Origin of the sequence: Nereida ignava (genome assembly GCF_001049735.1) — a bacterium.
Lineage (GTDB): Bacteria > Pseudomonadota > Alphaproteobacteria > Rhodobacterales > Rhodobacteraceae > Nereida > Nereida ignava.
Genome location: NZ_CVPC01000002.1, coordinates 332,368 through 358,092 on the forward strand (window position 1 = coordinate 332,368; position 25,725 = coordinate 358,092).

Genomic DNA, 25,725 nt, shown 5'->3' on the forward strand with positions numbered 1-25,725 from the left:
TGGGTCTGACGCACGCCCTACTCGGCGGCGTCGCCTTTTTCGCCCTCTGCGCGATAAATGGGAAGGACCACCTCGAAAACAGCCCCCCCATTGGCGGCATTCCGCGCGGTCAGCCGCCCGCCAAGGTCTGTGACAATCCCCGAACTAATCGCAAGTCCCAAACCAACACCATCTCCCGGCTGTTTTGTGGTGTAAAACGGCTCAAATAGATCATCGAGGTTTTCAATTCCCTGACCGTTATCACGCACGGCCAAAAGCACCTGTTCGCCCGATGTAAGCAGAATATCCACGGCCGCGGTGTCAGACGCATTTGTTGCGTCAAATGCGTTGCGCAGCAGGTTGATGATGACTTGCTCAAGGCGCAGCCTATCCCCAAGCACGATAGCGGGCGATTGGGGCAATGTCTTCGTGATACGAATTTTGCGTGCTTTAAGTTGCGGCTCCATAATAGCCAAGGCGGACGTTACCGCGTCGCGCATATCAACCGGCGCAAGACTGTCCCCTGCTTTACGGGCATAGGATTTAAGCTGTCGCGTGATCGCGCCCATCCGCTCGATCAAATCATCGATACGCCGAAAACTGACAATCGCCTCTTCGGCGCGTTTACGTTCAAGCAATAGCTTGGCACCTGCAAGGTATGTTTTCATCGCAGCGAGCGGCTGGTTCAGCTCGTGACTGACGGCGGCGGACATCTCACCCAAGGCCGCCAATTTTGAGGACTGGGCCAAAGTCTGCTCTGCGCTTTTTAGGTCAGCCTGCACGCGCTGGCGCTCTGCGATCTCTTGCTGAAGTCGTGTGTTCAGGCTGCGCAATTCAGCCGATTCTTGCTGAAAACCACGGGCCTGAGCCACAGAGCGGCGGTTCATCAAATAGAACGCCAGCGCCAAAAGCATGGCGAAACCCATAATCTCAAGGGCTAAGACGCCGTTTACTTGTTCACGAACAGACGTGTAGCCGGTAAAACTGATCAAGCGCCAACCTCGAAAGGGAATACGCGCCTCTTGGCGCATCACACCCTGCCCGCTCAGCAATGCCCGCGACGCAGGCCCCCACTGGCTGGTGCTTTCGATGGCCCTTTCGATCGCAGAAGTTGCGGGCACAAGCTCAAGCGCCGATTGCTCGGATTTGCCCCGCCACCGCGGCTCGGTCGATAAAATCACCTGCCCCGTACTGTCTGCCAAAAACACCGCGTCAAAAATCCCAGCCCATGAACGTTCGAATTTACTGAGATCAACCTCAACCGAGATCACACCAAGCCGCTCACTGCCAACAGTCACACTGCGGGTATAGCGAAACTCAAACCCAACACCGTCTTGGGGCGTAACTGTAAAGACCGTCTCGGTTGACCGCAGGGCATCCACAAAATACGGCTCGGACCGGTGGTTTGAGCCAAGTTTAACCCGTTCTGTCGTCGCAACAGTGCGGCCTTCACGGTCCAAAAGGCTGAGCGACGCCGCACCGATTTCATCAACGAACGACAACAGCCGCTGCGTTGTCTGCGTGTAATCCGCCGAATTAAGCGCCGAAATAAGCGTGGGATCGCGCGCCAAAAGCTGGGGCACGATCGAATTGCGCTGCAGTTCTGACAGAATATTCGCAGAGTAAAGCGCCAGCCGAAGTTCCGCACGGTTGCGCGTGGTTTCCGTAAATCGTTGTGTCAGCGTAACATTGGTAAACCAAATCGTAACGCCCGCAAAAACAAACAGCGCAAACAGCAACAGCCGCACACGCCAACCAACAGAGCCAGCCGCAGCCGCCACACGGGCAGCCGCAATACCGCGCTGCGGTCTGATTTCAGGGGTCGGAGTGCTTACCATGACCGTAACTTACCAAAGCCACGGGCCCTGCCAAGTCATGCAGCGACTGTGGCCTCAACCAACGCGCGGAACATCGCCTGTCCGTCTGTGCCACCATGCAATGCGTCAATGGCCCGCTCAGGATGCGGCATCATGCCCAGAACACGGCGATTTTCAGACAGAACGCCCGCGATATTATCAACACTGCCGTTCAGGGGCGCGCTGTAGCGAAACGCGACGCGATCTTCATCAACCAAACGCGCCGCAAGCGATGCATCCGCCACGTAGTTGCCGTCATGATGAGCCACTGGGATACGCAATGCACCACCCGCACGGTAGCCGATCGTGAATGCTGAATTTTCAGTTTCTACTTTTAAATCAATGGTTTTCGATACGAACTTAAGGCCCGAATTACGCATCAACGCGCCTGGAAGCAGACCCGTTTCAGTAAGCACTTGAAAACCGTTGCATACGCCCAAAACGTAACCACCGGCTTCGGCGTGGCGCACCACTGCTTGGCAAATGGGCGACTGCGCTGCGATGGCACCGCACCGCAAATAGTCACCGAACGAGAAACCACCCGGCACAGCAACCAGATCAACCCCTTCGGGCAAATCGGCGTCTTTGTGCCAAACCATGTGAACATCGGCACCCGCCTGCTCAAGCGCGACTTTCATGTCGCGGTCACAGTTAGACCCGGGGAAAACAATGACAGCAGCGCGCATGACTTACAGAACCTCGATGGTGTAGGATTCGATAACTGTGTTCGCCAATAGCTTTTCACACATCTGGCCGATTGTTGCCTCGTCTGTACCATCCGCCAGATCCAACTCGATCACTTTGCCCTGACGCACACCGTCGACACCCGCAAAACCAATCGCTCCAAGCGCATGCTTTACGGCCTCGCCCTGTGGGTCAAGAACGCCGTTTTTCAACATAACATGAACACGTGCTTTCATTTTCGAGGTCTCTTTTCTTGTAAATCAGGTTCTTGAGTTTGACAGGGCCACCAAGGGCCCCGCTTGAATAGCAGATCAATTAACCAATGTTGGCTTTGACGCGGGGCTTACGTTTGCCGGCAACACACCAAGGCGACGGGCCACTTCGGTATAGGCGTCAGCCAAGTTACCAAGGTCACGACGGAAAACATCTTTATCGAGCTTTTGACCCGTCTTTTGATCCCACAAACGACAGCTGTCAGGACTAATCTCATCGGCGACCACAAGACGTTGGAATTCATTATCCCAAACGCGGCCAATCTCGATTTTGAAGTCCACAAGCGTGATACCGACGCCGTGCATCAGACCGGACATAAAGTCGTTCACGCGCAAGGCCAAAGCGACCATATCGTCCAAGTCTTGCTGGCTCGCCCAGCCAAAAGCGATGATGTGCTCTTCAGCCACAAGCGGGTCACCAAGTGAGTCGTCTTTGTAGCAAAACTCAATGATCGGGCGCGGCAATGTCGCCCCCTCTTCCAGACCAAGACGCTTGCAAATTGATCCCGCAGCACGGTTGCGCACAATCACTTCCAGCGGGATAATCTCGCACTGGCGAATAAGCTGTTCGCGCATGTTCAGGCGTTTCAAAAAGTGCGTTGGCACACCGATGCTGGCAAGGCCTACCATAAAGTATTCGGACAGGCGGTTATTCAACACACCCTTCCCTTCAATCACGTCTTTCTTCTCGGCGTTGAACGCAGTTGCGTCGTCTTTGAAGTACTGCACAAATGTGCCCGGCTCGGGGCCTTCATACAGAATTTTGGCTTTGCCTTCGTAGATCAGTTTGCGACGCGCCATCGTGCGGGGTCTCCGTTCCGATCGGGTCTTTTGGGACATCACCGCCCATACCCCGATATTTGCGATCCTCATACGCCAACTGCTGCGTCCTCGCAAGCACCACGAAACATAGCCAAATGGCAAACGGGACAATTTGAGGCATTTTATCCTCTGGGCGATTGAAGTCTTTATCATGTTGTTTAGACAAGACGCCCTAAGGTCGGCCGGATGTAGCCGGCACCGGTTGCGCCTGTGGCCGAAATACTTTGGAGAAATATGTGAGCACCACCTTGCCCAACACCCAACCAGCGCCGCGACGCTGGCGGCTGCAAGACATTGCCCGCCGAATTGCGCCGCTCGGGGTTACAGGGCTTTGCATTTGGTGGATCAGTCAATCTGCGGGCCTTCCCACGTGGGATGAACTTACGCGTGCCTTTTTAGAAATAGGCCTGCTCAATTGGATCATTGCGTACGGTTTCACTGCCCTAAGCCTGTCCGCGGTGGCGGGCTATGATGCGGTCTGGCACCGAGTTTTGCGCACGGGTATCAGCCGGCAACTTGCGCGGCGAAGCGGCTTCATGGCTGTTGCACTTGGCCAAGCGTTGGGCGCAAGCGCGTTCATCGGTGCGTTTATACGTTGGCAAGTTGTAGGGCCAATGACAGTGCGCACAACGGGCATGCTAACGGCATGCGTCGCACTTAGCTTCATTATGATGTGGGGCATTCTTACTGCGCTTGCCTCTGCTATTTTTGCGCACAACGCATATGTTTTGGTGGCCGGATTAGGCGCCATTGCCGCTATGGCCGGTGCTTGGGCACTTTGGCGGCTTGACGTTATTCCAGCACGGTTAACCGATAAGCTGTCTGATTTAGCCGTGCCCCAAAACCGTGACTGGGCATGGTTGATGATCTGCGCAGCGGTTGACACCCTCGCGGCCGCGGCCGCTTTGTGGGTGCTTTTGCCGGACAGCGTTACGATAGGGCTTTGGCACCTTTACCCGATCTACATGGCCGCACTTGGCGCTGCACTTTTGTCAAACACCCCGTCGGGTTTGGGGCCGTTTGACCTTGCGATCTTGGCTGCTTTTGCGACTACCAATGCGCCAGAAGTCATGATCAGTCTTATCGCATTCCGCGTGGTTTATTACGCAACCCCAGCCATGATCGCCGCCGTACTATTCGGAATTATGAAGGTCTTTGCGCCCGCCAACAGCTTTTACGCCGAGCGTCCAAACAACGATGCCTTGCACGCGGCCCATGCTGCAGCACGCAGCGAAAGCCTTTTGATGCGCCACCCTGAAAGCGAAGCCGTCTATACAGCAGCGAACCACCGCCCCAAATGGCTGGTGCGCCGTCTTACATCCGCGTTGGTCGCTCTGTTTGATCCCCTCTCAGGTCCAGCACGGCCCATCGACTTTGAGGCGCTGCGCAAAGCGGCCCTGCAAACGGGCCACCACGCAGTAATTTACAAGTGTAACGCGCAGACCGCGCAGCGGGCACGCAACAATGGCTGGCAAGTCCTGCACATGTCCGATGATGCAGTTGTTGACACACGTATGCCGCTCAACACAGCTGGGTCAAATTTCCGTCAATTGCGCCGCAAACTGAAGTCCGCCACCCAGGAAAACGTGGTCATTACCAATGCATATTCCACCCTGCCTGCCGCGCAAATGGAGGCGCTTAACGCAGCATGGGTCGCTCAAAATGCGCGCGAATACGGCTTTTCTATGGGGACCTTTTGCACCGAATGGATGGCGGAGCAAATCGTGTTTCTGGCCTATCAAAACGATAAACTCGTCGGATTCATCAGCTTTCACGCAGGTGATATTGACCCACAGAATGGCAAAAGCCGCCACTGGACCCTCGACCTTTTGCGAGCACATCCAAACGCACCAACCGGTACGGCCCACGCGATGATCACCCAAGCGCTACGCGATGCACATGACAGCGGTGTTTATGCAGTTTCACTTGCCTCTGCGCCCCCTCCCAAGGCCGAGCAAACATGGCTCCACCGCGTCCTGAGACCTTTAAAGAACCAAGGCCTGCGCCAATTCAAATCATGCTTTGGCCCTGCGTGGAAACCGCTTTATCTATGCGCGCCATCCAGACGTGCGCTGGCCATAGGTGGGGCCGAAGTTTTGCGCGCCATTCGGTCTGCCAGCTAAAGCCGCTCCTCATAATCAACATGAGAATTATGAACTTCATTAAAATAGGGTAACGTGGCACTTGCAGGATACACCCAGTCACGAGGCGCATCCTAATGAGCAATCCCTTAACAACCCTTCTTCAAAATCGCGATTGGCTGCTTGCCGATGGCGCAACGGGAACGAACCTTTTCAACATGGGGCTCAGCGCTGGTGATCCGCCAGAACTATGGAACGTCGATCACCCCGACCGTATCAGGGCGCTCTATGCCGGTGCGGTTGACGCAGGCAGCGATCTATTTTTGACCAATACTTTCGGCGGCAATGCCAGCCGGCTCAAATTGCACAACGCCCAATCGCGGGTGTTTGAGCTCAATAAGCTCGGCGCAGAACTTGGTCGTGAGGTCGCTGACAAAGTAACGGATCGCAAAGTCATCGTAGCTGGTTCGGTCGGTCCTACCGGCGACATCATGGCCCCTATGGGCACGTTGACCTTCGACTTGGCTGTGGAGATGTTTCACGAGCAAGCGGAAGGCCTAAAAGCCGGGGGCGCAGACGTCGCGTGGGTCGAAACCATTAGCGCATTTGAAGAATTTGCCGCGGCCTCAAAAGCTTTTGCTTTGGCGGATCTGCCGTGGTGCGGCACGATGAGTTTTGATACCGCAGGCCGTACAATGATGGGCATCACAACCAAAGACATGGTCCGCAAAACACTTAAACTTGAAAACCCGCCTGTTGCCTTCGGGGCCAACTGCGGCGTGGGGGCGTCGGATTTGTTGCGCACAGTTCAAGGTTTGGCGACAGAACATCCGCAGCATCCCCTTATCGCCAAAGGCAACGCAGGTATTCCAAAGTATCACGATGGGCATATACATTATGATGGCACACCTGAACTCATGGCCGATTACGCCTGTCTTGCGCGCGATAGCGGCGCCAAAATCATTGGCGGATGTTGCGGCACAACGCCTGAGCATCTCAAAGCAATGCGGACCGCCCTTGAAGAACGCCCTCGCACCGATGCGCCCAGCCATGAGGCAATCGCCGCGGCATTGGGCGGGTTCTCATCAGCCTCGGACGGCACAGACGGCAACGCGCCCAAAGCACGCAGCACAAAGCGCCGCAGACGCCCTGCCGCATAGCGCAAAATCGACCCTAGATGACAATCGGTCGCACCGGATGCAACTCATGTCGTAATTGTGCCAACGGTTTTTGAAAGCTTGTTGGAATACTAATGAAAAATCCCCGCTGCGCTTTTTTCGTTTTGCGCCTCAACAAAGGATCACTCGGATGTCCGAAGAAGACGATATCATCCTGTCAGACTTGAATGACGAAGACCTTGTCGCACAAATGTTCGACGATCTTTACGACGGCCTCAAAGAAGAGATTGAGGAAGCCGTTAACATTTTGTTGTCACGCGATTGGCCGCCCTACCGCATCCTGACCGAAGCCCTCGTGGGCGGAATGACAATTGTCGGACACGACTTCCGCGATGGCATTTTGTTTGTACCCGAAGTGTTGCTGGCCGCGAACGCGATGAAGGGCGGCATGGCCATTCTGAAACCGCTTCTTGCTGAAACAGGCGCGCCACGGGTGGGTAAAATGGTCATTGGCACTGTGAAAGGCGATATCCACGACATCGGCAAAAACCTTGTATCCATGATGATGGAAGGTGCGGGCTTTGAAGTGGTTGACATCGGCATCAACAACGCAGTCGAAAGCTACCTTGAGGCACTTGAGACCGAGCAACCGGATATCCTTGGGATGTCGGCCCTGCTGACCACTACGATGCCTTACATGAAGGTTGTTATCGATACGATGGTCGAAAAAGGCATTCGCGACGATTACACAGTTCTGGTTGGCGGTGCGCCGCTTAACGAAGAATTTGGCCGCGCAATCGGAGCAGACGCGTATTGTCGTGATGCGGCCGTTGCCGTTGAGACCGCGAAAACATTCATGGCGCGTAAACACAACCAAATGGCAGCCAGTTAAGCCAGCCTTTAGGAATTGGATATTTCGAAAAAAAAGCCCTGCTCGGATTATTCGGGCGGGGCTTTTTATTTCAGGGAGTGGTAATAATGGATGACGCAACTTTGCGCGATTACGGCGTTGAGCCAACTGGTGAGGCCCGCGTTTTATTGCTGGCTTGTGGTGCCCTTGCTCGTGAGATTTTGGATATTCTCAATACTGCTGGTTGGGCGCACATGGACCTGAAGTGCCTGCCCGCAATTTTACACAACTCGCCAGCCGGTATTCCAGACGCCGTCCGCAAGGCTGTTGAACAGCACCGGACAACCTACGAAAAGATCTATGTGGTTTACGCTGACTGCGGCACAGGGGGCTTACTGCAGCAAACCTGCGACACACTTGGGGTCGAGATGATCGCCGGCCCACATTGTTACAGCTTTTTTGAGGGCAAAGCTGTATTTGAAGCGCGCGGCGAGATGACGTGTTTTTACCTTACAGACTTTTTGGTACGCCAGTTTGACGCTTTCGTCATCCAGCCCCTTGGCCTTGATCGTCATCCTGAATTGCGGGATATGTATTTTGGGCACTACACAACGCTGGTCTATCAAGCGCAGACTAATGACGCAGAGTTGACCGCCAAAGCAAAAGACTGCGCCGCCCGACTTGGCCTTGATTTTGAGCGCCGCTTCACGGGCTACGGCGATATGCAGCGGGCAATCGCTTCATGGGCGCAGGCTTAGCCCGCAGCCGCCTCTGCAGACACCAGCCGTATCCGTTCGACCATCGCGCGCACACCATTTGACCGCTGTGCAGACAGGTGATCGTTCAAGCCAAGACGCCCCAACTCAGACAGTGCGTCGACCTTACCCACATCCGCAACCGTGCGCCCTGCATAAAGCGTATGCAGTACCGCAATCAGGCCTTTGACGATCATCGCATCGCTGTCACCCTCAAACTCAAACGCCGCATCTGGGCCAGTGCCTTGGATCATGGGGCGCAACCATACCTGGCTTGCGCATCCGTCGACTCTTGTCGCGTCAACCTGAAATGCAGGGTCCAGAGGCGGCAGACTTTTCCCCATATCAATGACGTGGCGATACCGATCTTCCCAATCATCCAGAAATTCAAACGTTTCCGCCAATTCTTCAAATTCTTGTGCTGCCATGACCGGTTCCTTTGCTTCTCTTGAGGATCAGGTAAGTCGCAGCCCCGCCCCCGTCTAGGGGCAATCAAGCTTTTCGCAGGGTTTTCAAACCCGAACTGATCAGATAGCAAATACAGGCGCATTTTCGCGCCGCAACGTATAGGGTTTTCATGCGCCGCATCATTAGATCTGCCGTGTTCGTTACTGCCGCTGTCAGCTTAACCGCTTGTGGAAGCATTCGGGAAAGCCGCGTGAACCCAATGAATTGGTTCAACTACGAGCGGCAAGAAGAACGGCTGACGCCCGAAGGTGCGTTGGAAACAGCAAAAGACATCCGCCCCCTTATTTCACAAGTGGCCGATATGCGGATTGAACGCGCGCCCGGCGGCGCCATTGTGCGCGCGACAGGCCTGCCCCAGACCCAAGGTTTTCACACTGCTGAGTTGATCGAGGTTGAGACCGAGACGCGAGGCCTGCTTGCGTTTGAGTTTAAAGTTGTGCCGCCTCGCCCCGGGGCACCCGTTGGCAGCGCGCCATCACGGGAAATCACTGTGGGTACATTTGTGTCTGACATTGCACTTCAAGGCATCACTGCAATTGAGGTACGCGGCCAAGACAACCTCCGCCGCACCCGTCGCTAAGGAATTAGCCACTTAAACAGCGTCAAGCTCAATCGTGACAACTTTGTCGCCTTGGGTTGCAAGCGCCACTTTGCCTTCGCTCAAGCGCAGGGCGTCTTGGCCAAACACCTCGGCGCGCCATCCGCGCAATGATGGCAAATCACGCTCACCCGCCGCGATTGCATCAAGCTCAGCTGCGTTGGCAACAAGCTTTTGGGCAACACCAGCAGTGTCGCATTTTGCCTTCAACAACACGCGAAGCAGATCCGCCAACGCAGGGTTCACTTGGATGTTCGAATTCGCCTTGGCAATCTTGGGCGCTTTATCCGCTGGCATTGCGATGCCTTTTGCAACAGCGGCAAGAATACCATCAGCAATTTCACCGCGGCGGGCATCGCGTTGCAGCAAACGTGCGCCATTCAGCTCTTTGTGCGAGGTCGGTTTTAAAGAGGCCATCTCAAGCAGCGCGTCATCTTTCATAATTCGGTTACGCGGCACATTTTTGCTTTGCGCATATCCCTCACGAAACTCTGCAAGAGTTTGAACCAACGCCATAAAGCGGCCTGATTGCGTGCGCGTTTTGATACGCGCCCATGCGTTTTGCGGCTCAATGATATATGTTTCAGGCGATGTAAGAACTTCAAGTTCTTCCTCTACCCACTTGGTTCTGCTGGATTTTTCAATCTCAACTTTAAGAAACTCATAAATATCGCGCAAATGGGTAACATCAGCGAGCGCATAGGTTTTCTGTGCATCACTTAGAGGTCGGCGTGACCAATCCGTAAACCGTGACGACTTATCAAGCGCTTGACGTGCGATTTTGCGGACAAGTGTCTCGTAGCCCACCTGCTCACCAAAACCGCACACCATTGCCGCCACTTGTGTATCAAAAAGTGGCTCTGGGAAAACTTTGGCATCCACAAAGAAAATCTCGAGGTCTTGTCGGGCGGCGTGAAACACTTTGACGACAGAGGTGTCCCGGAACAGATCATAGAGCGGCTCAAGCGACAAATCATCCACCAGCGGATCAATCAGCACAGCGTCTGCACCATTCTCACCGCGGTAGGCCATCTGGATCAGGCAAAGCTTTGAATAATACGTGCGTTCGCGCAAAAACTCGGTGTCGATTGTAACGTAGTCACACTCGCGTGCGCTGGCACAAAATTCGGATAAAGCTTTGGTAGTGGTCAATGTGCGCATGTGCGGCCGTTCTTTAGTTGTCGGGGACGTCCCGAAGTTCATCTTGTGTAGCCATTTCCAGCCACATCTCCAAGCCGATTTTCATGTCTTAATTCTGTATTATACTTTCGCACGCGATCCGTAACGCTTTGGGATAAAGCAGATGCTCTTGCACCAACACTTTGGCCGCAAGGCTTTCTGGTGTGTCATCTGCTGCAATCCGCACGGTCGCTTGGCCAATGATCGGCCCGTCATCGAGGGCAGCAGTTACGTGATGCACTGTACATCCGTGCAAATCATCACCCGCCTCAATGGCGCGGGCATGGGTATGAAGACCTTTGTATTTTGGCAAAAGCGATGGGTGAACGTTAAGAATACGCCCCTCCCACTTTGCCACAAACTCAGCGCTTAGAATACGCATAAAGCCCGCCAAACAAATCAGATCAGGAGCCGCATCAAGCAGTACCCCATGCAGCGCATCTTCAAATTCTGAACGGCTGTCGAAAGCTTTGTGATCGATACACTGTGCTGCAACACCGTTTGCGCGCGCCTTTGCCAGCCCGCCTGCATCGGGGCGGTTGGCGATTACGATCACTGGTGTTGCAAGATGATCGTCACGCCCCATGTCATCGAGCAGGGTCATCATGTTTGAGCCCCCGCCAGAGATCAAAATCGCCACGCGCAGGCGGTCTACATCCCGTTTAGCTGTGTTCACGCGATGGCGCCGGAGTAGTGAACCTGACCATCGCCTTCGGTAACTTGACCAAGGGGCACTACAATCTCGCCGTGCTCGGCCAGAATACGTACCGCGTCTGCCACATCGGCCTCGCGCACAACGGCCACCATGCCAATGCCGGAATTAAATGTTTTCAACAGCTCAGCTGCGTGCATCTGACCTTCTTGGGCAAGCCATTTGAAAACCGGTGGCAAGTCCCACGCATCAAGATCAACTTGCGCGGCACAGCCTTCTGGCAGCACGCGGGGCAAGTTCTCGGTAAGTCCGCCGCCAGTGATATGGGCAAGACCTTGAATTTTACCGGCTTTGAAGGCCGCCAAAGTGCTTTGCACATAGAGCCGCGTCGGCGTCAAAAGCGCAGCACCAAGGGTCTGGCTTGCGTCCCAAGGACATACATCGTCCCAACCAAGGCCTGACACTTCGACGATTTTGCGCACAAGCGAGAAGCCATTTGAATGCACACCGTCACTGGCAAGACCCAGCAAAATATCACGCGGTTGGATATCAGCGGGCAGGCTTACACCACGCTCCATCGCGCCAACAGCAAAACCCGCAAGGTCAAAATCACCGCCCTCATACATGCCAGGCATTTCGGCAGTTTCACCACCGATCAAGGCACATCCGCTGGCCTTACAGCCGGCTGCAATCCCCTCGATGATGCGCGCAGCGCTATCAAGCTCAAGCTTGCCTGTTGCGAAGTAGTCCAAAAAGAAAAGCGGCTCTGCGCCTTGGCAAATCAAATCGTTCACGCACATCGCCACCAGATCAATGCCAACACCGTCAACGTTACCTGTATCAATGGCAATCCGCAGTTTCGTGCCAACACCGTCTGTCGCCGCAACCAAGATTGGATCGCTATAACCCGCCGCCTTAAGGTCAAACAGACCACCAAAACCGCCCAAGCCAGCCATCACACCAGCACGATTGGTAGACTTCGCGGCGGGCTTGATCCGTTCGACCAAAGCGTTGCCTGCGTCGATATCAACGCCAGCGTCAGCATAGCTCAATGATTGCGGGGATGTGGGGGTGTCATTGGACATATGCGCGCTCCGGACAATGATGTTGCCGCCACGTAGCAGGTCCGCGCGAAGGGGTCAAAGGGAGATGGGGTTTAAGCCGCCTTCGCGGTGGATAACGCATGAAATCTGAACTGTAGAGTGCACCAAACTGGAGCACAAAAACCAATCATGCCACCTTGACCCTTTTGAATGCCAAGGATAGCACGATGTTGCGTGGGCCTGTAGCTCAGCTGGTTAGAGCAGGCCGCTCATAACGGCTTGGTCGCGGGTTCAAGTCCTGCCGGGCCTACCACACACGCCGCTTCATTAGTCAGGTGCGGGACGTGACAACACCACATCAACACGCAACCCCCCAAGCGCATCGCTGACACCAAGGCGCAAAGACCCGCCGTGGCTGCGCACGATATCATTGGCGATTGCCAAACCAAGCCCGACGCCCGCGACTTTGTTCTGGTTACGCCCCCCCTCAAGCCGCGTGAACGGACGCAATGCGGTGTCATAAAACTCAGGCTCAATACCCGGACCATCATCTTCAATGGTGATGCACACGCTTCGTTCGCTCACCGCAAGTGATACCCCAACACGGGTGCCATATTTTGCACCATTCGAGATGAGATTATCCAGCAACCGGCCGATTGCCATAGGGCGCAAAGGCATCGATACCGTAGAAATTGCGTCTACCGCTTTGACGTCAAATCCTGCACGCTGACTTTGTTGAATTGCATCCGTAATCAGCTGACCCAGATCGGCAATTTCTGTTTCTTCCGTGCCTTCATCACGCGCGAAATTCAAAAACGCATCAAGCATCTGCTGCATGGCGTCCACATCACCCTCTAGCTCGCTGGTGTCTTCGTCCATCAGAGACAGCCCAAGCCGCATGCGGGTCAGTGGCGTGCGCAGGTCATGACTGATCCCCGACAACATAAGGCGCCGCTGCTGCGCTTGCCGTTCAATCCGTGCACGCATATCCAAAAAGGCCGTCCCCGCTGCGCGCATTTCCGTGGCCCCCGTGGGCGTCAGAGACACCACCTGCCCTCGCCCAAACGCGGCCGCCGCAACCGCCAACCGCTTAACCGGCCGCAATTGGTTGCGCAAAAACATATAGGAGATGACCAACATCACTGCACCGATGGCGACCATCCAAACAAAAAGCTGATGTGGGTTTTTAGGTGACAGACGGCGGCGATCAAGCGTTACGGTAAATAGCCCGTGGTCCGTCGACAGGGTGACGCCAACAAGCGAGGGCTCAAGTGCCAAGTTAATCCCCGAAAGCTTTGGCACCTCACCATTCAAAACCCGCGCGATCGTGATGCCCGAGATATCGCTCCACCCTTTGATGACCCCATCAACGGGATCAGCGGTTAGCTCCATATCCAAAGCCCGCGCGATGCGACCTGCTTCAACCACAGCAGTCTCAGCACCCGCCGCATTGTTGATTTGCGACGTCAGATACCGCAACTCAATGGCCAGAACGCGGCTCATCTGTTCTGTCACACCATCAAAATGACGCTGAGCAAACGCCAAGGCCACCACGATTTGCAGCACAGCAACCGGAAGGATTAGGATCAGCGCGGCCCGGCCATAAAGCGAGCGCGGCATATATCGTTTGAGCCACGGGAAAATCATGCCCTATATCTACCCCTAGCGCCCCCCAGATGGAAAGCACCGAAAATGTCATTGCCCTACGGCCAGCCCATTGAGGTGGCTCAAAACATCAAACGGATCACATGCAACAACCCCTCGCCGCTCACTGGCGCAGGGACCAATAGCTTTCTTGTCGGCACATCGGACCTTGCGCTGGTGGACCCCGGCCCGATTGATGATGCCCACTGTCAGGCCATCATGGATGCTCTCGAAAAAGATCAGCGTATCTCGCATATTTTTGTGACCCATAGCCACCTTGACCACAGCCCTCTTGCCGCCCGTGTTGCCTCAATCACGGGTGCAAAAGTACACGCCTTAGGAGACAGCACCACAGGCCGGAGTGATGTCATGAGCGCCCTCGCCCAGACAGACGCCCTAAAAAGAGGCGAAGGGGTGGATCAGCAATTCGCACCGGATGTCCGCTTAAATGAGGGCCAAGTAATCGAACATGCGGGCTGGCGCATCACTGCACATCATACACCCGGTCATTTCGCCAATCACATGAGCTTCGCTGTGGGGGATGTTGAGCTTTGCGGTGATTTGATCATGGCATGGGCAACATCGCTGGTGGCGCCGCCCGATGGGGATCTGACGCAGTTCATTACCTCTTGTGAGCAAACAAGAACACGCGCGGCGCGTAAACTGCTACCTGCGCACGGAGAAGCCATCGAAGATCCCCAAAAACGGATTGAATGGCTCATCAGTCACCGCATGGAACGCACCAAACAGATCATCAGAACGTTGGAAGCAGGCCCAAAGACGCCAAAAGAGCTGACACAGCAGATATACAGTGACATCAACCCCAATCTTTGGCCCGCAGCCGAGCAAAACGTACTGGCCCATCTCATTGATCTTATGACTAAAAAATTCGTTTCACCCGAAGGAATTCTTTCTATTCAAAGCAAATTCAGACTGCTCGAAAAAATTCCGTCTTAAATTTGTTATTTTTGCCAAAATGCCTCTGGACGCGCCCAAACACCATTGCTATAGCCCTCTCGAGTGTTCCGACGTAGCTCAGCGGTAGAGCAGTTGACTGTTAATCAATTGGTCGTAGGTTCGATCCCTACCGTCGGAGCCATTTTTACGAAAATGGTTATTAGGATGGGTATTTCAGCATGGTGCGCTGATTAATATGGTCTCGAGATTTGACATCTGGCTTCTCTGCAATTCTAGGCAGTAACAGCGGCCAAAGACTATTACGTAAGAAATCCTCTGCGCCATTCAGCCCGCAGCCAACTAGTGCTTGCCCTGCTCACAATGTCGGTTCATGCGTGCACTTTACGTTCCAAATCATCCAACATCGTCAGGCATTTTTGCAATTGATCAAGTGCGAGAAATTCATCGGGTTTGTGGGCCTGCTCGATTGAACCCGGACCGCAAACCACCGCAGACATCCCGAGGGAACCAAAGATACCCGCTTCTGTCCCAAACGGCACGACGCCCGCGCCGTTGCTGCCTGTTAACTCCAACAAAATATCGCGGGCTTCATTTACGGTTGCAGGCTCAAGGCCCGCTACCTCCCCAATGATTTCTGTGCGGATATTGGCATCTGGATCAACCGCTCGCATTGCGGGCAACAAAACCGATTGTGCGTAATCTTCGATCTCTTCTTTGACAAAGTGGAAATCGCTCATTTGTACGGGGCGGAATTCCCAATCGACCGAGGCTGTCTCTGGGATCACGTTGTGCGCTGTGCCGCCTACCAACGCCCCTGTGTTGATCGTAGTCCAAGGGGGTTCAAATCGGCTGTCTGCCGGCGCACGGGTTTTCAGTTGCTCGCCGATGTCCAGCAAACGCGAGACATAGCGGACCGCATACTCAACTGCATTCACCCCAAGGTCAGGCATTGATCCATGCCCTGCGCACCCGTGAAAATGGGTGGTGTATTCGTTGCACCCTTTATGCCCTTCAATCACCTGCATCATCGTCGGCTCACCGACAATTGCCAAGGCAGGGCGCAAATCCTGCTCGGTCAACCATTTGGCAAGATCTTGAATGCCCAAACAGGCGGTTTCCTCGTCATATGTAAACGAAAAATGTACTGGCCTTTTAAGGGGTTTGGCAGCGTAATCTGCCGCTTTGACCGCGGCTGCTGCGATAAACCCCTTCATATCACAGGTCCCACGGCCGAATAGTTTGCCGTCCCTCTCAACCATCTCGAAGGGATCGCTGGTCCAATCTTGATCCGTCACAGGCACAACATCCGAATGCCCCGACAACACGATACCACCCGGCCCCTCTGGCCCGAGTGTTGCCCACAAATTGGCCTTGATCCCATCCGCCGACGGCTGGGTGATAACCCGTGCCCCCGTCCGTTCGAGATATTCCGCCAAGAAGTTGATCAGATCAAGGTTGCTGTCGCTGGACACACTGGGAAACGAGATGAGCTTTCCCAACAGTTCCGTGGTTTCTTTCAGGCTGGCCATGACTTTAGTCTTTCACGACGAGCTTGCGCTCAATATTGCAAAGAGCTTCAGCCGCCCCAGTTTCAGTGATCAAAATCGTCTCAGTGGTCTCAAGGCCCCAACTGTCCATCCAAAGTGCGGGCATGAAATGGAACACCATGCCAGGCTGTAGAACCGTTTCATCTTCGGTACGGATGGATGCGGTGCGCTCTCCCCAATCAGGCGGGTAGCTTAGGCCGATCGGATAGCCCATGCGCCCTTGCCGTGAAATGCCATGCTTGGCCAAAACATCCATGAAAGCATTGGCAATATCGCACGTCCGGTTCCCCGCCCGAGCAGCCTCTAGCCCTGCAGCGATCCCCTCAATTTGCGCGGCCTCCGCACGGCGCATGTCATCAGACGGCTTTCCTAAAAATACAGTACGGCAGAGCGGCGCGTGGTAGCGGCGGTAACAGCCAGAAAGTTCGAAAAACGTGGCCTCACCTGCCTGCATGGGCCGTCCGTCCCACGTCAAATGTGCCGCTGTTGCATCCAACCCCGACGGCGTCAGCGGGACAATTGCCGGATAGTCCCCCCAGTCATCCCCAACACCGGTGATGCCCGCGTGCATAATGTCCGCGACCAGATCATTTTTGCGAACGCCAGGCGCCGCTTTTTCAAGAGCGGTTTCAATTACCTTTTCCGAAATACGTGCGGCCTTGCGAATGAACCCAATTTCCTCATCGGATTTGATAAGCCGCTGCCAATTCACAACTGCCGTCGCATCGTGAATTGTTGCATCCTTCAACTCGGAAGACAGCACCTGATGCGCTTTGGCGGAGTAATAGTAATTCTCCATCTCAACACCAATACGCGCCCGTTCAAAACCACGCGCACGCAACTGCTCTGCAAGGTCCTGCATCGGGTGATAGGTAGTTGATTGAACGAAGTGGTCCCCGTAGCCAATCACATTGTCATCGGCCATCCAGCAAGTGCGCTGCCCGCCGAACTTATCCATCATACGGCCCCACCACACGGGCTCTCCCTCAAGCCCCAGAATGACACCTTGATGAACATAGAACGACCAACCATCGTATCCGGTAAGCCACGCTTGGTTTGACGGGTCCGTCACAAACAAAACATCAAGCCCGGCTTTTTGCATCGCAGTGCGGGTCAGCGCGATGCGTCGATCATATTCAGTCTGAGAAAACGGCGCATGTTCAATCGGCATCGGCCATCCATTTCTTATTTTTGTAGGATCAATATTTTAGGAAACCGACCAATCTAAAATAGCGCCAATGGCACCACTTTAGGCTGGCCTGTTGGCTAAAAGACTGCCGGCTAGCTTTGGAATTGGTCAATTCAAATTACGACACACCAGAGTACAGCCACGTCACTTCGCGTCGGCAAAAATACTCGAAAATACGCGGGTCAGATACAAATGCACACGATTACAATGAGTTACCGCGCCATGAAGCTCCGAACACAAAACACTAGAAATATAATTAGACTCTCGCTAAGCTTTTCTCATCTCGGCAATAAAGGCATTGCGCGCTGCTGTCGGGACGAGCGGAGCACTATGCCGCCTGTCGCGCACAAGGCTCCAGTTTTTCGACCCACGGCCGCGCGCCGCAAACCGAATAGGTGAGCCTTGCTACACAACGACCAACTCGCACAATGGGACCGTGAAAACTTCTTTCACCCCTCAACGCATCTTGCCCAACACGCGCGGGGAGAAACCGCCACACGGATCATCCGCACGGCAAGCGGGTGTCACATTGAAGACCGTGACGGGGTACGACTTTTAGATGCCTTTGCGGGACTTTATTGCGTAAATGTTGGATACGGTCGCCAACAAATTGCAGAGGCCATTGCCGCGCAGGCAAAAGAGCTGGCCTACTACCACTCATACGTGGGCCACGGCACCGAGGCTTCCGTAACACTGTCGAAAATGATCCTTGATCGCGCACCCTCCAACATGTCCAAAGTGTATTTTGGCATGGGTGGCTCGGACGCCAATGAGACGAACATCAAGCTGATCTGGTATTACAACAACATCCTCGGACGTCCCAAAAAGAAGAAGATCATCTCGCGCTGGCGCGGGTACCACGGCTCGGGCATCGTGACAGGGTCGTTGACGGGGCTTGAGCTCTTTCACAAAAAGTTCGACCTGCCCGTCGATCAGGTCATTCATACCGAAGCGCCCTATTACTACCGCCGCGCAGATACATCCCAGACAGAAGCACAGTTCGTTGCACATTGTGTTGCAGAATTAGAAGCGCTGATTGCGCGCGAAGGTGCTGATACGATCGCAGCATTTATCGGCGAGCCTGTTCTGGGCACCGGCGGCATCGTGCCGCCACCGCGAGGATATTGGCCAGCTATTCAAGCCGTGTTGAAAAAACACGATATCTTGTTGATCGCAGATGAGGTGGTCACTGGTTTCGGCCGCCTCGGTACCATGTTTGGCAGCGATCACTACGGCATTGAGGCCGACATGATCACCATCGCCAAGGGGCTTACGTCTGCCTACGCGCCGCTTTCTGGCTCTATCGTGTCTGAGAAAATGTGGTCGGTGCTGGAACGCGGCACGGATGAAAACGGCCCCATCGGGCACGGCTGGACGTACTCCGCCCACCCAATTGGTGCGGCTGCAGGTGTCGCAAACCTGAAGCTGATCGATGACCTCAACTTGGTTGAGAACGCAGGCAAAGTGGGTGCTTATCTCAACAAAACCATGCATGAAGCCCTCGGAGATCACCCTAATGTTGGCGAAATTCGCGGCGAAGGAATGCTGTGCGCGGTGGAGTTGGTCAAAGACCGCGACCCACGCACATTCTTTGATGCAGCCAACAAAATCGGCGCACAAGTATCTGCGGCTTTGCTTGGTGAAGGCGTGATTGCGCGGGCCATGCCCCAAGGCGACATCTTGGGTTTTGCGCCACCTTTCTGTCTAACTAATGCGGAGGTCGACGAAGTTGTTGGCAAAACAGTAAAGGCTGTGAACGCCGTTTTGCCGGCAGGCGCCTGAACGATGAAGCTTGAGCAACCAAACCACCGCGCGCCCGAAACAGCAGAGCAAATGCAACGGGTCCGCCCCGTCATTTGCTATCCGCCTGAAACCTTGCCGCAACCGGACGTTGGCGCGCTCAAGCATATCCGCAAAGGCGCAAAACTCTCGAACCAGATCAAGATCGCGCCAAGAACCGCAGGCTGTATCGAGGTACCTGCCGGCGCGTTCTTTCGGATCGTGTCGGTGGACGGGCCGCAAGTAGGCGATTTAAACCTTTGGAACGCCAACGATCTTTCAGAGAAGTTCTATTCAGGAAAAACCCGCGCGCTGCACGGCACGCATCTGTCGACGGGCGATCAGATGTGGTCAAGCTTTCCGCACATGCGCGCCATGGCAACAATCGTGGATGACACACTCGATTGGTACGGTTTCGATATGTATGGCGGCTCGGTTCATGATGTGATCGGCACGCGCTGCGACCCCTACACGGGGCGGTTGCTGTCAGGTGATGACTATCATTACTGCTGTCACTCCAACCTTACCCGCGCCTTAGCCGAGCATACCAAGCTGTCCGCCAGTGAGGCAGAAGCCTATGTCCATGACGTGCTGAACGTATTCATGTGCACTGGTTTTACCAGAGATACAGGGCAGTATTTCATGAAATCAAGCCCGGTGCGGCCTGGTGATTACTTGGAATTTTACGCCGAGATCGATTTGCTTGTGGGGCTATCCGCCTGTCCCGGTGGCGATTGCTCATCCGAGCATTCATCGGACACTGCAAAGTGCCACCCTCTTCATATTGAGGTCTGGGACCCAGGCGAAAAAGCGCGAAAAAAGCATCAAGTGCCGCAATTGAACCCTTACTCCCAAAATCACGGGATAGGCTAGTGATGAAAAGAGCAACGCGACGCATCGGTTTTTGCCACGCGCCGCAGTCAGGACCAAATGGAACTGCTTGAAAATCCATTGCGCGCGCATCCAAAGCTCGCACCGAATGCGCCCTACCCTTCAACGGATGCTGGACGCGTTGCGGAGCTTCTGAACAAATGCCCCCGTGCCGCGCAAACACCGCTGGTTGCAGCCGAAGGCCTTGCACCTGTATCGGCATTTTGGATTAAAGATGAACGTAGCCGTATGGGTCTTGGATCGTTTAAAGCGCTCGGGGCGGCTTACGTCATCGCGCGACAGGCAAATGATATTACGGAAAACCCAGATAGCAGCACTTTGACTGGGCGCACATTTGTCACTGCCAGCGCGGGCAATCACGGGATGAGCGTCGCCGTAGGCGCGCGGCTCTTTGGTGCAAAATCAGTCGTCTATATTTCAGCCACGGTCCCCGAGGTCTTTGGTGCAAAGCTGCGCGCCCTTGGGGCCGACGTTGTGCGCGAGGGAAGCGATTACGCAGCTTCAATGGCCGCTGCGATGCAGGCCTCAAAAGACAACGGCTGGACACTTTTGTCCGACAGTTCATGGGACGGCTATACAGATTTGCCGCACACTTTGATGGAAGGCTACGTACAAATGGCAGCGGAGGCCGTCACCCAATGTCCAGAGCCCCCCACTCATATCTTTTTGCAAGCAGGCGTAGGCGGTTTGGCGGGGGCAGCGGCTGCGTATATGCGCCAAGCTTGGGGCGAAGCACCGCAGATCATCGTCGTAGAGCCCACATCAGCACCCGCTTTGCAAAAGAGCATAGAGGCGCGGAAATGCGTCTTTGCTGATGGCCCTGACAGCGTGATGGGAAGGCTTGATTGTAAAGAACCTTCTTTGATTGCTCTCAATGGGTTAGCGCGTGATGCTAATGTAATTCTGACACTGGATGATGATGAAGTAACGCCAGTATTGTCGCGCCTTGCAACTCAAGATTTAGCCACCACTGCGTCCGGTGGTGCGGGGGTGGCTGCTGCAATGAACGGTGACGTGCAAGCCGCCCTGAACATCACCAAAGACGCTCGCATTCTGTGCATATTATCGGAAGTGGCTGATTGAGGGGCTTTGAGACCTCTGAATTTGCGGCACGCACCGCAAAGGCCCAAGCCATGATAGCAAACCACGGACTTGCGGCACTGTTGCTTACAACAGAACCCGACGTCAGGTATTTCACGGGTTACTTAACCCGCTTTTGGGAAAGCCCTACCCGTCCATGGTTTTTGATCGTGCCAGCGCACGGAAAACCGGTAGCCGTCATCCCATCCATTGGTGCAGATTTAATGGGCCAGACTTGGATCGATGATATTCGGTCGTGGAGTTCCCCAGACCTAAGCGATGACGGCATCAGTCTTTTGATCGACACCCTGAAAGAGCTTGCTCCAAATGGCTTGATCGGCGTGCCAGACGGGCATGAAACGCACCTGAGGATGCCGTATCGCAACATTGCGACCTTGGCAGAAGCCGTTGAAATTACGACAGATCACGGCATTCTGCGTGCGCTTCGGATGGTTAAATCAGACGCCGAAATCGCTAAAGTGACCCACGCATGTGAAATCGCGGGGCGGGCATTCTCACGCGTTCCAGAAATTGCAAGTGCCGGCGTGCCGCTCGATAAAATCTTCCGTGATTTTCAAATCCTGTGCCTTGAAGAAGGCGCTGATTGGGTGCCCTATTTGGCTGGTGCCGCAGAGCAAGATGGCTACCGTGATGTGATCTCGCCTGCGCACACCCGTGCCTTGTCACAGGGGGATGTTCTGATGTTGGATACTGGGCTGGTGTGGGACGGCTATTTTGCGGATTTCGATCGTAATTGGTCCATCGGCAACCCCAGCAAGGCAGTTAAGGTGGCTCATCAAACCCTCATCGAAGCAAGCAACGCAGCCTTTGAAATTGCCAAACCGGGGGCGACGGCGGCAGACTTGTTTCATGCGATGAACGGCGTTCTCAGCCGCGGTGGTGAAATCACGGATGCAGGCCGTTTGGGGCATGGCTTGGGCATGTCCTTGACCGAATGGCCGTCCCTTATACCGACAGATCATACCGTCCTTGAAGCAGGTATGATCCTTACGCTCGAGCCGGGAATTGCACTGGGCGACAAGATTTTAGTGCATGAGGAGAATATCGTCATCACCGAAGGCGCGCCCTATTACATCAGCCCGCAGGCCCCGCCGGAGATCGCTTGCATATGATGGAAATGCCCTACTCAGTTATGCCTGTATCGGCACTTCCGCCCGCGCTTGGTGTGATCGTTTTGCAAGCGGATGAGACGCTGGAAAACGAGTTCCGCGACAGCTTTCAAGGGGTCAACGCCGCCCTTTACGTAAGCCGGATCGCCAGCGCAAAATCCGTAACGCCGGAAGCACTACGCGCGATGAAAGACGACATCACAGCCTCCGCGCGGCTGTTACCAAGCACCGTGCCCTATGCGGCAATCGGCTATGGATGTACGTCAGCCAGCGCAATCATCGGGTCTGACGCAATCGAGGAAATGGTGCAAAGCGTCTGCGACGTTGCAAATGTCACCAACCCACTTCGCGCAGCAATTGCATATGCCGCGGAACAAAGCGTGTCACGAATGGCGTTGCTGTCACCCTATACAGAAAGCGTGAATGAGCCACTTAGGCGCGCATTCGCTACCGCCGGGCTTTCGACATATGTTTTTGGCAGCTTCAATGAGCCAGTAGAGTCCAGAGTGGCACGGATTGATCCTGCTTCAATTATCGAATCTGCTATCAGATTGGGACAAGACCCTGACGTGGATTCTGTTTTCATCAGCTGCACTAACCTCAAAACCGCAAGTGCAATCCCTGTGATACGGGATCAGCTACAAAAGCCCGTTTTCTCAAGCAATTCAGCACTATCGTGGCATCTGAAAACCTATGCAAAATCGCATAATTTTACTGCTGAGGCCCCCTAAATGGAAATCGGGTTGCGGCATAGAACCATGGATGTTTTCATCATCCGCAACAACAGGGTCGAAAACGATCCGGCAAAGACAACAAGGAGATGCGTGTGACCGATTTGGGTGATGACCAGTCGTTCGTGAAGTTTGATCGCGTTCAAAAGTCGTATGACGGCGAAAACCTCGTGGTAAAGGATTTGAACCTCGCGATGCCTCAGGGCGAGTTTCTGACGATGCTGGGGCCATCGGGGTCGGGCAAGACCACGTGTCTTATGATGCTCGCGGGATTTGAGACTGCTACGCACGGTGAAATTTTGTTGGACGGAAAGCCGATCAACAATATTCCACCGCATAAACGCGGCATTGGCATGGTGTTTCAAAACTATGCGCTGTTCCCGCATATGACGGTTGCGGAAAACCTCGCTTTCCCGCTTGAGGTTCGCAAATTGGGCAAGTCCGAGCGTGAAGCAAAAGTGAAGCGCGCATTGGATATGGTTCAGATGGGTGACTTTGGCGGCCGCCGTCCTGCGCAACTCTCTGGTGGGCAGCAACAACGTGTGGCCCTTGCCCGCGCGCTGGTGTTTGAGCCAGAGCTGGTTTTGATGGATGAGCCCCTTGGCGCGCTTGATAAACAGTTGCGCGAACACATGCAGTTCGAGATCACGCGACTTGCCCATGAGCTTGGTATCACAACAGTCTACGTTACCCACGACCAAACTGAAGCGCTGACCATGTCAGACCGCGTTGCGGTTTTCGAAGATGGCCGCATTCAGCAGTTGGCCGCCCCAGATACCCTTTATGAAGAGCCTGACAATAGCTTTGTGGCGCAGTTCATCGGCGAGAATAACACCCTTGAGGGCATCGTGACCGAACTGAAGGGCCCCGATTTGTGCACAGTAAAACTTGATGGGGGCGAAATCATTGAGGCCAAGCCCGTCAACGTATCAGCAGTCGGCGACCGGACACGCGTTTCCATCCGACCAGAGCGCGTTGAGATGAGCATGGACCGGCTTCAAGAAGGGGCGCACACCCTGAAGGCCGAAGTCCTAGAGTTTATTTACATGGGCGACATTTTCCGGACGCGGTTGCGCGTTGCAGGCAACGAAGAGTTTGTCGTCAAAACACGGAACGCACCGGATCAGCCCCGTCTGACGCCAGGCACACAAATTGAGATTGGTTGGTTGCCGGAAGATTGCCGCGCACTCGACGCATAAGGAAATTCCTGTCGGGGTGCGTTTTGCGTCCCCGTGCAGGCGTTCGGGCTAACTCGTGACCCGCTTAAGATAAATCGCGAGACTAAACTGGGAGTTACCATGCAAATTAAGAATATTGTTTCAGCGGTATCTGTTCTAGCTCTAATGGCAGGCACAGCATCCGCAGATGGCGAAATGGCCAACGACATGACCCTTGTAAGCTGGGGCGGCGCATATCAGCAAAGCCAAATCAACGCTTACGCTGATCCATATGTCGCCATGAACGAAGGCGTCTCTGTGACGTGGGACGAAAGTTCTGCTGAAGCGGTGGCCAAACTTCGCGCTATGAACGAAGCAGGTAACATCACATGGGATGTGGTGGACGTTGTGGCATCTGACGCGTTGCGTCTGTGCGACGAAGGCCTCGCACTTGAAATTGACGCAGACGAAGATCTTGCGCCAGCACCAGACGGCACATCTGCAGCAGATGATTTCGGTGACCTGATGGTTGGCGATTGTTTCATCCCGCAGATCGTCTACTCAACAACATTTGGCTACCGCACAGATATGGTGCCAGCCGGTGTAGAGCCGCCAAACGACATTTGTGACGTGTTCGACATCGACACATATCCAGGCTTGCGCTCACTTGAGAAGCGTCCGATCAACAACGTTGAATGGGCCCTGCTGTGTGACGGCGTTGCAAAAGAAGACGTATACGACGTTCTGGAAACTGAAGAAGGTCAAGAACGTGCGTTGGCCAAGCTCGGCACAATCAAAGACAACGTGATCTGGTGGTCCGCAGGTGCAGACACACCGCAACTGTTGGCAGATGGCGAAGTGTTCATCGGCTCAACATATAACGGCCGTCTGTTCGCAGCGATCGAAGAACAAGACCAGCCGATTGGCATGATGTGGGACGCGCAGGTGTTTGACCTTGACGGCTGGATCATTCCAGAAGGTCTGTCAGATGAGCGTTTGGCCCGTGCCAAAGACTTCATCTACTTTGCAACAGACACACAGCGTCTTGCAGACCAAGCGAAGTACATCTCGTACGGCCCTGCACGTCTGTCATCTGCACCACTTGTTGGTCAGCACGCAACACTGGGTATCGACATGGCACAGCACATGCCAACAGACCCGGCAAACGCACAGAACACATTCTTGTATAACTACGAGTTCTGGGCCGACTACCGCGACGACATCGACGCGAAATTCCAAGCGTGGCTTGCACAGTAAGCAGTACGCTTAACACATTGGGAGGGGGCTTTGCGGCCCCTTCCC

The 25,725-nt window shown here is 54.5% G+C and carries 24 protein-coding genes and 2 tRNA genes; 15 read left to right on the forward strand and 11 right to left on the reverse strand.

The window, feature by feature from the left end:
• Window positions 1–17: 17 nt before the first annotated feature.
• The 4 genes from NIG5292_RS01795 to purC form a co-directional block, all read right to left on the reverse strand.
• Window positions 18–1,817, reverse strand: a complete 1,800-nt coding sequence (locus NIG5292_RS01795) for a sensor histidine kinase (RefSeq protein WP_048597631.1) — start codon at window positions 1,815–1,817, stop codon at window positions 18–20.
• A gap of 35 nt (window positions 1,818–1,852) precedes the next feature.
• Window positions 1,853–2,521: a phosphoribosylformylglycinamidine synthase subunit PurQ gene (gene purQ, locus NIG5292_RS01800; protein ID WP_048597632.1), complete on the reverse strand. Its 669-nt coding sequence runs from the start codon at window positions 2,519–2,521 to the stop codon at window positions 1,853–1,855.
• Between the two features lie 3 nt (window positions 2,522–2,524).
• Window positions 2,525–2,755, reverse strand: a complete 231-nt coding sequence (gene purS, locus NIG5292_RS01805) for a phosphoribosylformylglycinamidine synthase subunit PurS (RefSeq protein ID WP_048597633.1) — start codon at window positions 2,753–2,755, stop codon at window positions 2,525–2,527.
• 75 nt (window positions 2,756–2,830) lie between these two features.
• Window positions 2,831–3,592 carry a phosphoribosylaminoimidazolesuccinocarboxamide synthase gene (purC, locus tag NIG5292_RS01810; RefSeq protein WP_048597634.1) on the reverse strand — a complete coding sequence of 254 codons (762 nt, stop codon included), beginning with the start codon at window positions 3,590–3,592 and terminating at the stop codon, window positions 2,831–2,833.
• Between the two features lie 257 nt (window positions 3,593–3,849).
• Here purC and NIG5292_RS01815 point away from each other — a divergent pair, with 257 nt between their 5' ends.
• The 4 genes from NIG5292_RS01815 to NIG5292_RS01830 all read left to right on the forward strand — a co-directional run bounded on the left by NIG5292_RS01815 (window position 3,850) and on the right by NIG5292_RS01830 (window position 8,420).
• On the forward strand, window positions 3,850–5,736 hold the full coding sequence (locus NIG5292_RS01815; RefSeq protein ID WP_048597635.1) for a phosphatidylglycerol lysyltransferase domain-containing protein: 1,887 nt from the start codon (window positions 3,850–3,852) through the stop codon (window positions 5,734–5,736).
• 95 nt (window positions 5,737–5,831) lie between these two features.
• A complete protein-coding gene (gene bmt / locus NIG5292_RS01820; RefSeq protein WP_048597636.1) occupies window positions 5,832–6,854 on the forward strand; it encodes a betaine--homocysteine S-methyltransferase in 1,023 nt (340 codons plus the stop codon).
• Window positions 6,855–7,002: 148 nt separating this feature from the next.
• On the forward strand, window positions 7,003–7,704 hold the full coding sequence (locus tag NIG5292_RS01825) for a cobalamin B12-binding domain-containing protein (RefSeq protein WP_048597637.1): 702 nt from the start codon (window positions 7,003–7,005) through the stop codon (window positions 7,702–7,704).
• An 86-nt stretch (window positions 7,705–7,790) separates the two neighbouring features.
• Entirely contained in the window at window positions 7,791–8,420 is a 630-nt protein-coding gene (locus NIG5292_RS01830) for a DUF1638 domain-containing protein (RefSeq protein WP_048597638.1), read from the forward strand.
• On the opposite strand, the gene NIG5292_RS01835 is transcribed toward NIG5292_RS01830, so the two are convergent.
• Complete coding sequence (locus NIG5292_RS01835; RefSeq protein ID WP_048597639.1) at window positions 8,417–8,845, reverse strand: SufE family protein; 429 nt, start codon at window positions 8,843–8,845, stop codon at window positions 8,417–8,419. The genes NIG5292_RS01830 and NIG5292_RS01835 overlap by 4 nt on opposite strands.
• A gap of 149 nt (window positions 8,846–8,994) precedes the next feature.
• Here NIG5292_RS01835 and NIG5292_RS01840 point away from each other — a divergent pair, with 149 nt between their 5' ends.
• Window positions 8,995–9,465, forward strand: coding sequence for a lipoprotein (locus NIG5292_RS01840; protein WP_048597640.1), 471 nt, complete (start codon window positions 8,995–8,997; stop codon window positions 9,463–9,465).
• 12 nt (window positions 9,466–9,477) lie between these two features.
• On the opposite strand, the gene rnd is transcribed toward NIG5292_RS01840, so the two are convergent.
• From rnd to purM, 3 genes are all read right to left on the reverse strand, one after another.
• Window positions 9,478–10,644, reverse strand: a complete 1,167-nt coding sequence (gene rnd / locus NIG5292_RS01845; RefSeq protein WP_048597641.1) for a ribonuclease D — start codon at window positions 10,642–10,644, stop codon at window positions 9,478–9,480.
• 88 nt (window positions 10,645–10,732) lie between these two features.
• Window positions 10,733–11,269 carry a phosphoribosylglycinamide formyltransferase gene (gene purN, locus NIG5292_RS01850; protein WP_048597730.1) on the reverse strand — a complete coding sequence of 179 codons (537 nt, stop codon included), beginning with the start codon at window positions 11,267–11,269 and terminating at the stop codon, window positions 10,733–10,735.
• 65 nt (window positions 11,270–11,334) lie between these two features.
• Window positions 11,335–12,399: a phosphoribosylformylglycinamidine cyclo-ligase gene (gene purM, locus NIG5292_RS01855; RefSeq protein ID WP_048597642.1), complete on the reverse strand. Its 1,065-nt coding sequence runs from the start codon at window positions 12,397–12,399 to the stop codon at window positions 11,335–11,337.
• Between the two features lie 194 nt (window positions 12,400–12,593).
• Here purM and NIG5292_RS01860 point away from each other — a divergent pair.
• A tRNA-Ile gene (locus NIG5292_RS01860) sits at window positions 12,594–12,670 on the forward strand.
• Between the two features lie 14 nt (window positions 12,671–12,684).
• Here the strand turns inward: NIG5292_RS01860 and NIG5292_RS01865 are convergent.
• Window positions 12,685–14,004, reverse strand: a complete 1,320-nt coding sequence (locus tag NIG5292_RS01865) for an ATP-binding protein (RefSeq protein ID WP_074842089.1) — start codon at window positions 14,002–14,004, stop codon at window positions 12,685–12,687.
• Between the two features lie 45 nt (window positions 14,005–14,049).
• Here NIG5292_RS01865 and NIG5292_RS01870 point away from each other — a divergent pair, with 45 nt between their 5' ends.
• On the forward strand, window positions 14,050–14,958 hold the full coding sequence (locus NIG5292_RS01870) for an MBL fold metallo-hydrolase (RefSeq protein ID WP_048597643.1): 909 nt from the start codon (window positions 14,050–14,052) through the stop codon (window positions 14,956–14,958).
• Between the two features lie 67 nt (window positions 14,959–15,025).
• Window positions 15,026–15,100, forward strand: a tRNA-Asn gene (locus NIG5292_RS01875).
• A 187-nt stretch (window positions 15,101–15,287) separates the two neighbouring features.
• Here the strand turns inward: NIG5292_RS01875 and argE are convergent.
• Entirely contained in the window at window positions 15,288–16,448 is a 1,161-nt protein-coding gene (argE, locus tag NIG5292_RS01880; RefSeq protein WP_048597644.1) for an acetylornithine deacetylase, read from the reverse strand.
• A 4-nt stretch (window positions 16,449–16,452) separates the two neighbouring features.
• Window positions 16,453–17,637 (reverse strand): M24 family metallopeptidase, encoded by a 1,185-nt coding sequence (locus NIG5292_RS01885; protein WP_048597645.1) that lies wholly within the window; start codon window positions 17,635–17,637, stop codon window positions 16,453–16,455.
• Between the two features lie 420 nt (window positions 17,638–18,057).
• Between NIG5292_RS01885 and NIG5292_RS01890 the strand changes: the two genes are divergently transcribed.
• The 7 genes from NIG5292_RS01890 (at window position 18,058) to NIG5292_RS01920 (ending at window position 25,680) form a co-directional block, all read left to right on the forward strand.
• On the forward strand, window positions 18,058–19,437 hold the full coding sequence (locus NIG5292_RS01890; protein ID WP_048597646.1) for an aspartate aminotransferase family protein: 1,380 nt from the start codon (window positions 18,058–18,060) through the stop codon (window positions 19,435–19,437).
• 3 nt (window positions 19,438–19,440) lie between these two features.
• A complete protein-coding gene (locus tag NIG5292_RS01895; RefSeq protein WP_048597647.1) occupies window positions 19,441–20,307 on the forward strand; it encodes an urea carboxylase-associated family protein in 867 nt (288 codons plus the stop codon).
• A 57-nt stretch (window positions 20,308–20,364) separates the two neighbouring features.
• Window positions 20,365–21,408: a pyridoxal-phosphate dependent enzyme gene (locus NIG5292_RS01900; RefSeq protein ID WP_048597648.1), complete on the forward strand. Its 1,044-nt coding sequence runs from the start codon at window positions 20,365–20,367 to the stop codon at window positions 21,406–21,408.
• Window positions 21,405–22,538, forward strand: coding sequence for a M24 family metallopeptidase (locus NIG5292_RS01905; protein WP_048597649.1), 1,134 nt, complete (start codon window positions 21,405–21,407; stop codon window positions 22,536–22,538). Before NIG5292_RS01900 ends, NIG5292_RS01905 begins: the two co-directional genes overlap by 4 nt.
• Window positions 22,535–23,266, forward strand: coding sequence for a maleate cis-trans isomerase family protein (locus tag NIG5292_RS01910; protein ID WP_048597650.1), 732 nt, complete (start codon window positions 22,535–22,537; stop codon window positions 23,264–23,266). The genes NIG5292_RS01905 and NIG5292_RS01910 overlap by 4 nt, the downstream gene beginning before the upstream one ends.
• An 89-nt stretch (window positions 23,267–23,355) precedes the next feature.
• Window positions 23,356–24,465 carry an ABC transporter ATP-binding protein gene (locus NIG5292_RS01915; protein WP_048597651.1) on the forward strand — a complete coding sequence of 370 codons (1,110 nt, stop codon included), beginning with the start codon at window positions 23,356–23,358 and terminating at the stop codon, window positions 24,463–24,465.
• 99 nt (window positions 24,466–24,564) lie between these two features.
• Window positions 24,565–25,680, forward strand: a complete 1,116-nt coding sequence (locus NIG5292_RS01920; RefSeq protein ID WP_048597652.1) for an extracellular solute-binding protein — start codon at window positions 24,565–24,567, stop codon at window positions 25,678–25,680.
• Window positions 25,681–25,725: the final 45 nt, after the last annotated feature.

Coding starts and splice junctions, on each gene's coding strand:
- NIG5292_RS01795 (WP_048597631.1), bottom strand. CDS start 1,817: ATGGTAAGCACTCCGACCCCTGAAATCAGACCGCAGCGCGGTATTGCG.
- purQ (WP_048597632.1), bottom strand. CDS start 2,521: ATGCGCGCTGCTGTCATTGTTTTCCCCGGGTCTAACTGTGACCGCGAC.
- purS (WP_048597633.1), bottom strand. CDS start 2,755: ATGAAAGCACGTGTTCATGTTATGTTGAAAAACGGCGTTCTTGACCCA.
- purC (WP_048597634.1), bottom strand. CDS start 3,592: ATGGCGCGTCGCAAACTGATCTACGAAGGCAAAGCCAAAATTCTGTAT.
- bmt (WP_048597636.1), top strand. CDS start 5,832: ATGAGCAATCCCTTAACAACCCTTCTTCAAAATCGCGATTGGCTGCTT.
- NIG5292_RS01825 (WP_048597637.1), top strand. CDS start 7,003: ATGTCCGAAGAAGACGATATCATCCTGTCAGACTTGAATGACGAAGAC.
- NIG5292_RS01830 (WP_048597638.1), top strand. CDS start 7,791: ATGGATGACGCAACTTTGCGCGATTACGGCGTTGAGCCAACTGGTGAG.
- NIG5292_RS01835 (WP_048597639.1), bottom strand. CDS start 8,845: ATGGCAGCACAAGAATTTGAAGAATTGGCGGAAACGTTTGAATTTCTG.
- NIG5292_RS01840 (WP_048597640.1), top strand. CDS start 8,995: ATGCGCCGCATCATTAGATCTGCCGTGTTCGTTACTGCCGCTGTCAGC.
- rnd (WP_048597641.1), bottom strand. CDS start 10,644: ATGCGCACATTGACCACTACCAAAGCTTTATCCGAATTTTGTGCCAGC.
- purN (WP_048597730.1), bottom strand. CDS start 11,269: ATGATGACCCTGCTCGATGACATGGGGCGTGACGATCATCTTGCAACA.
- purM (WP_048597642.1), bottom strand. CDS start 12,399: ATGTCCAATGACACCCCCACATCCCCGCAATCATTGAGCTATGCTGAC.
- NIG5292_RS01865 (WP_074842089.1), bottom strand. CDS start 14,004: ATGATTTTCCCGTGGCTCAAACGATATATGCCGCGCTCGCTTTATGGC.
- NIG5292_RS01870 (WP_048597643.1), top strand. CDS start 14,050: ATGTCATTGCCCTACGGCCAGCCCATTGAGGTGGCTCAAAACATCAAA.
- argE (WP_048597644.1), bottom strand. CDS start 16,448: ATGGCCAGCCTGAAAGAAACCACGGAACTGTTGGGAAAGCTCATCTCG.
- NIG5292_RS01885 (WP_048597645.1), bottom strand. CDS start 17,637: ATGCCGATTGAACATGCGCCGTTTTCTCAGACTGAATATGATCGACGC.
- NIG5292_RS01895 (WP_048597647.1), top strand. CDS start 19,441: ATGAAGCTTGAGCAACCAAACCACCGCGCGCCCGAAACAGCAGAGCAA.
- NIG5292_RS01900 (WP_048597648.1), top strand. CDS start 20,365: ATGGAACTGCTTGAAAATCCATTGCGCGCGCATCCAAAGCTCGCACCG.
- NIG5292_RS01910 (WP_048597650.1), top strand. CDS start 22,535: ATGATGGAAATGCCCTACTCAGTTATGCCTGTATCGGCACTTCCGCCC.
- NIG5292_RS01915 (WP_048597651.1), top strand. CDS start 23,356: ATGCGTGTGACCGATTTGGGTGATGACCAGTCGTTCGTGAAGTTTGAT.
- NIG5292_RS01920 (WP_048597652.1), top strand. CDS start 24,565: ATGCAAATTAAGAATATTGTTTCAGCGGTATCTGTTCTAGCTCTAATG.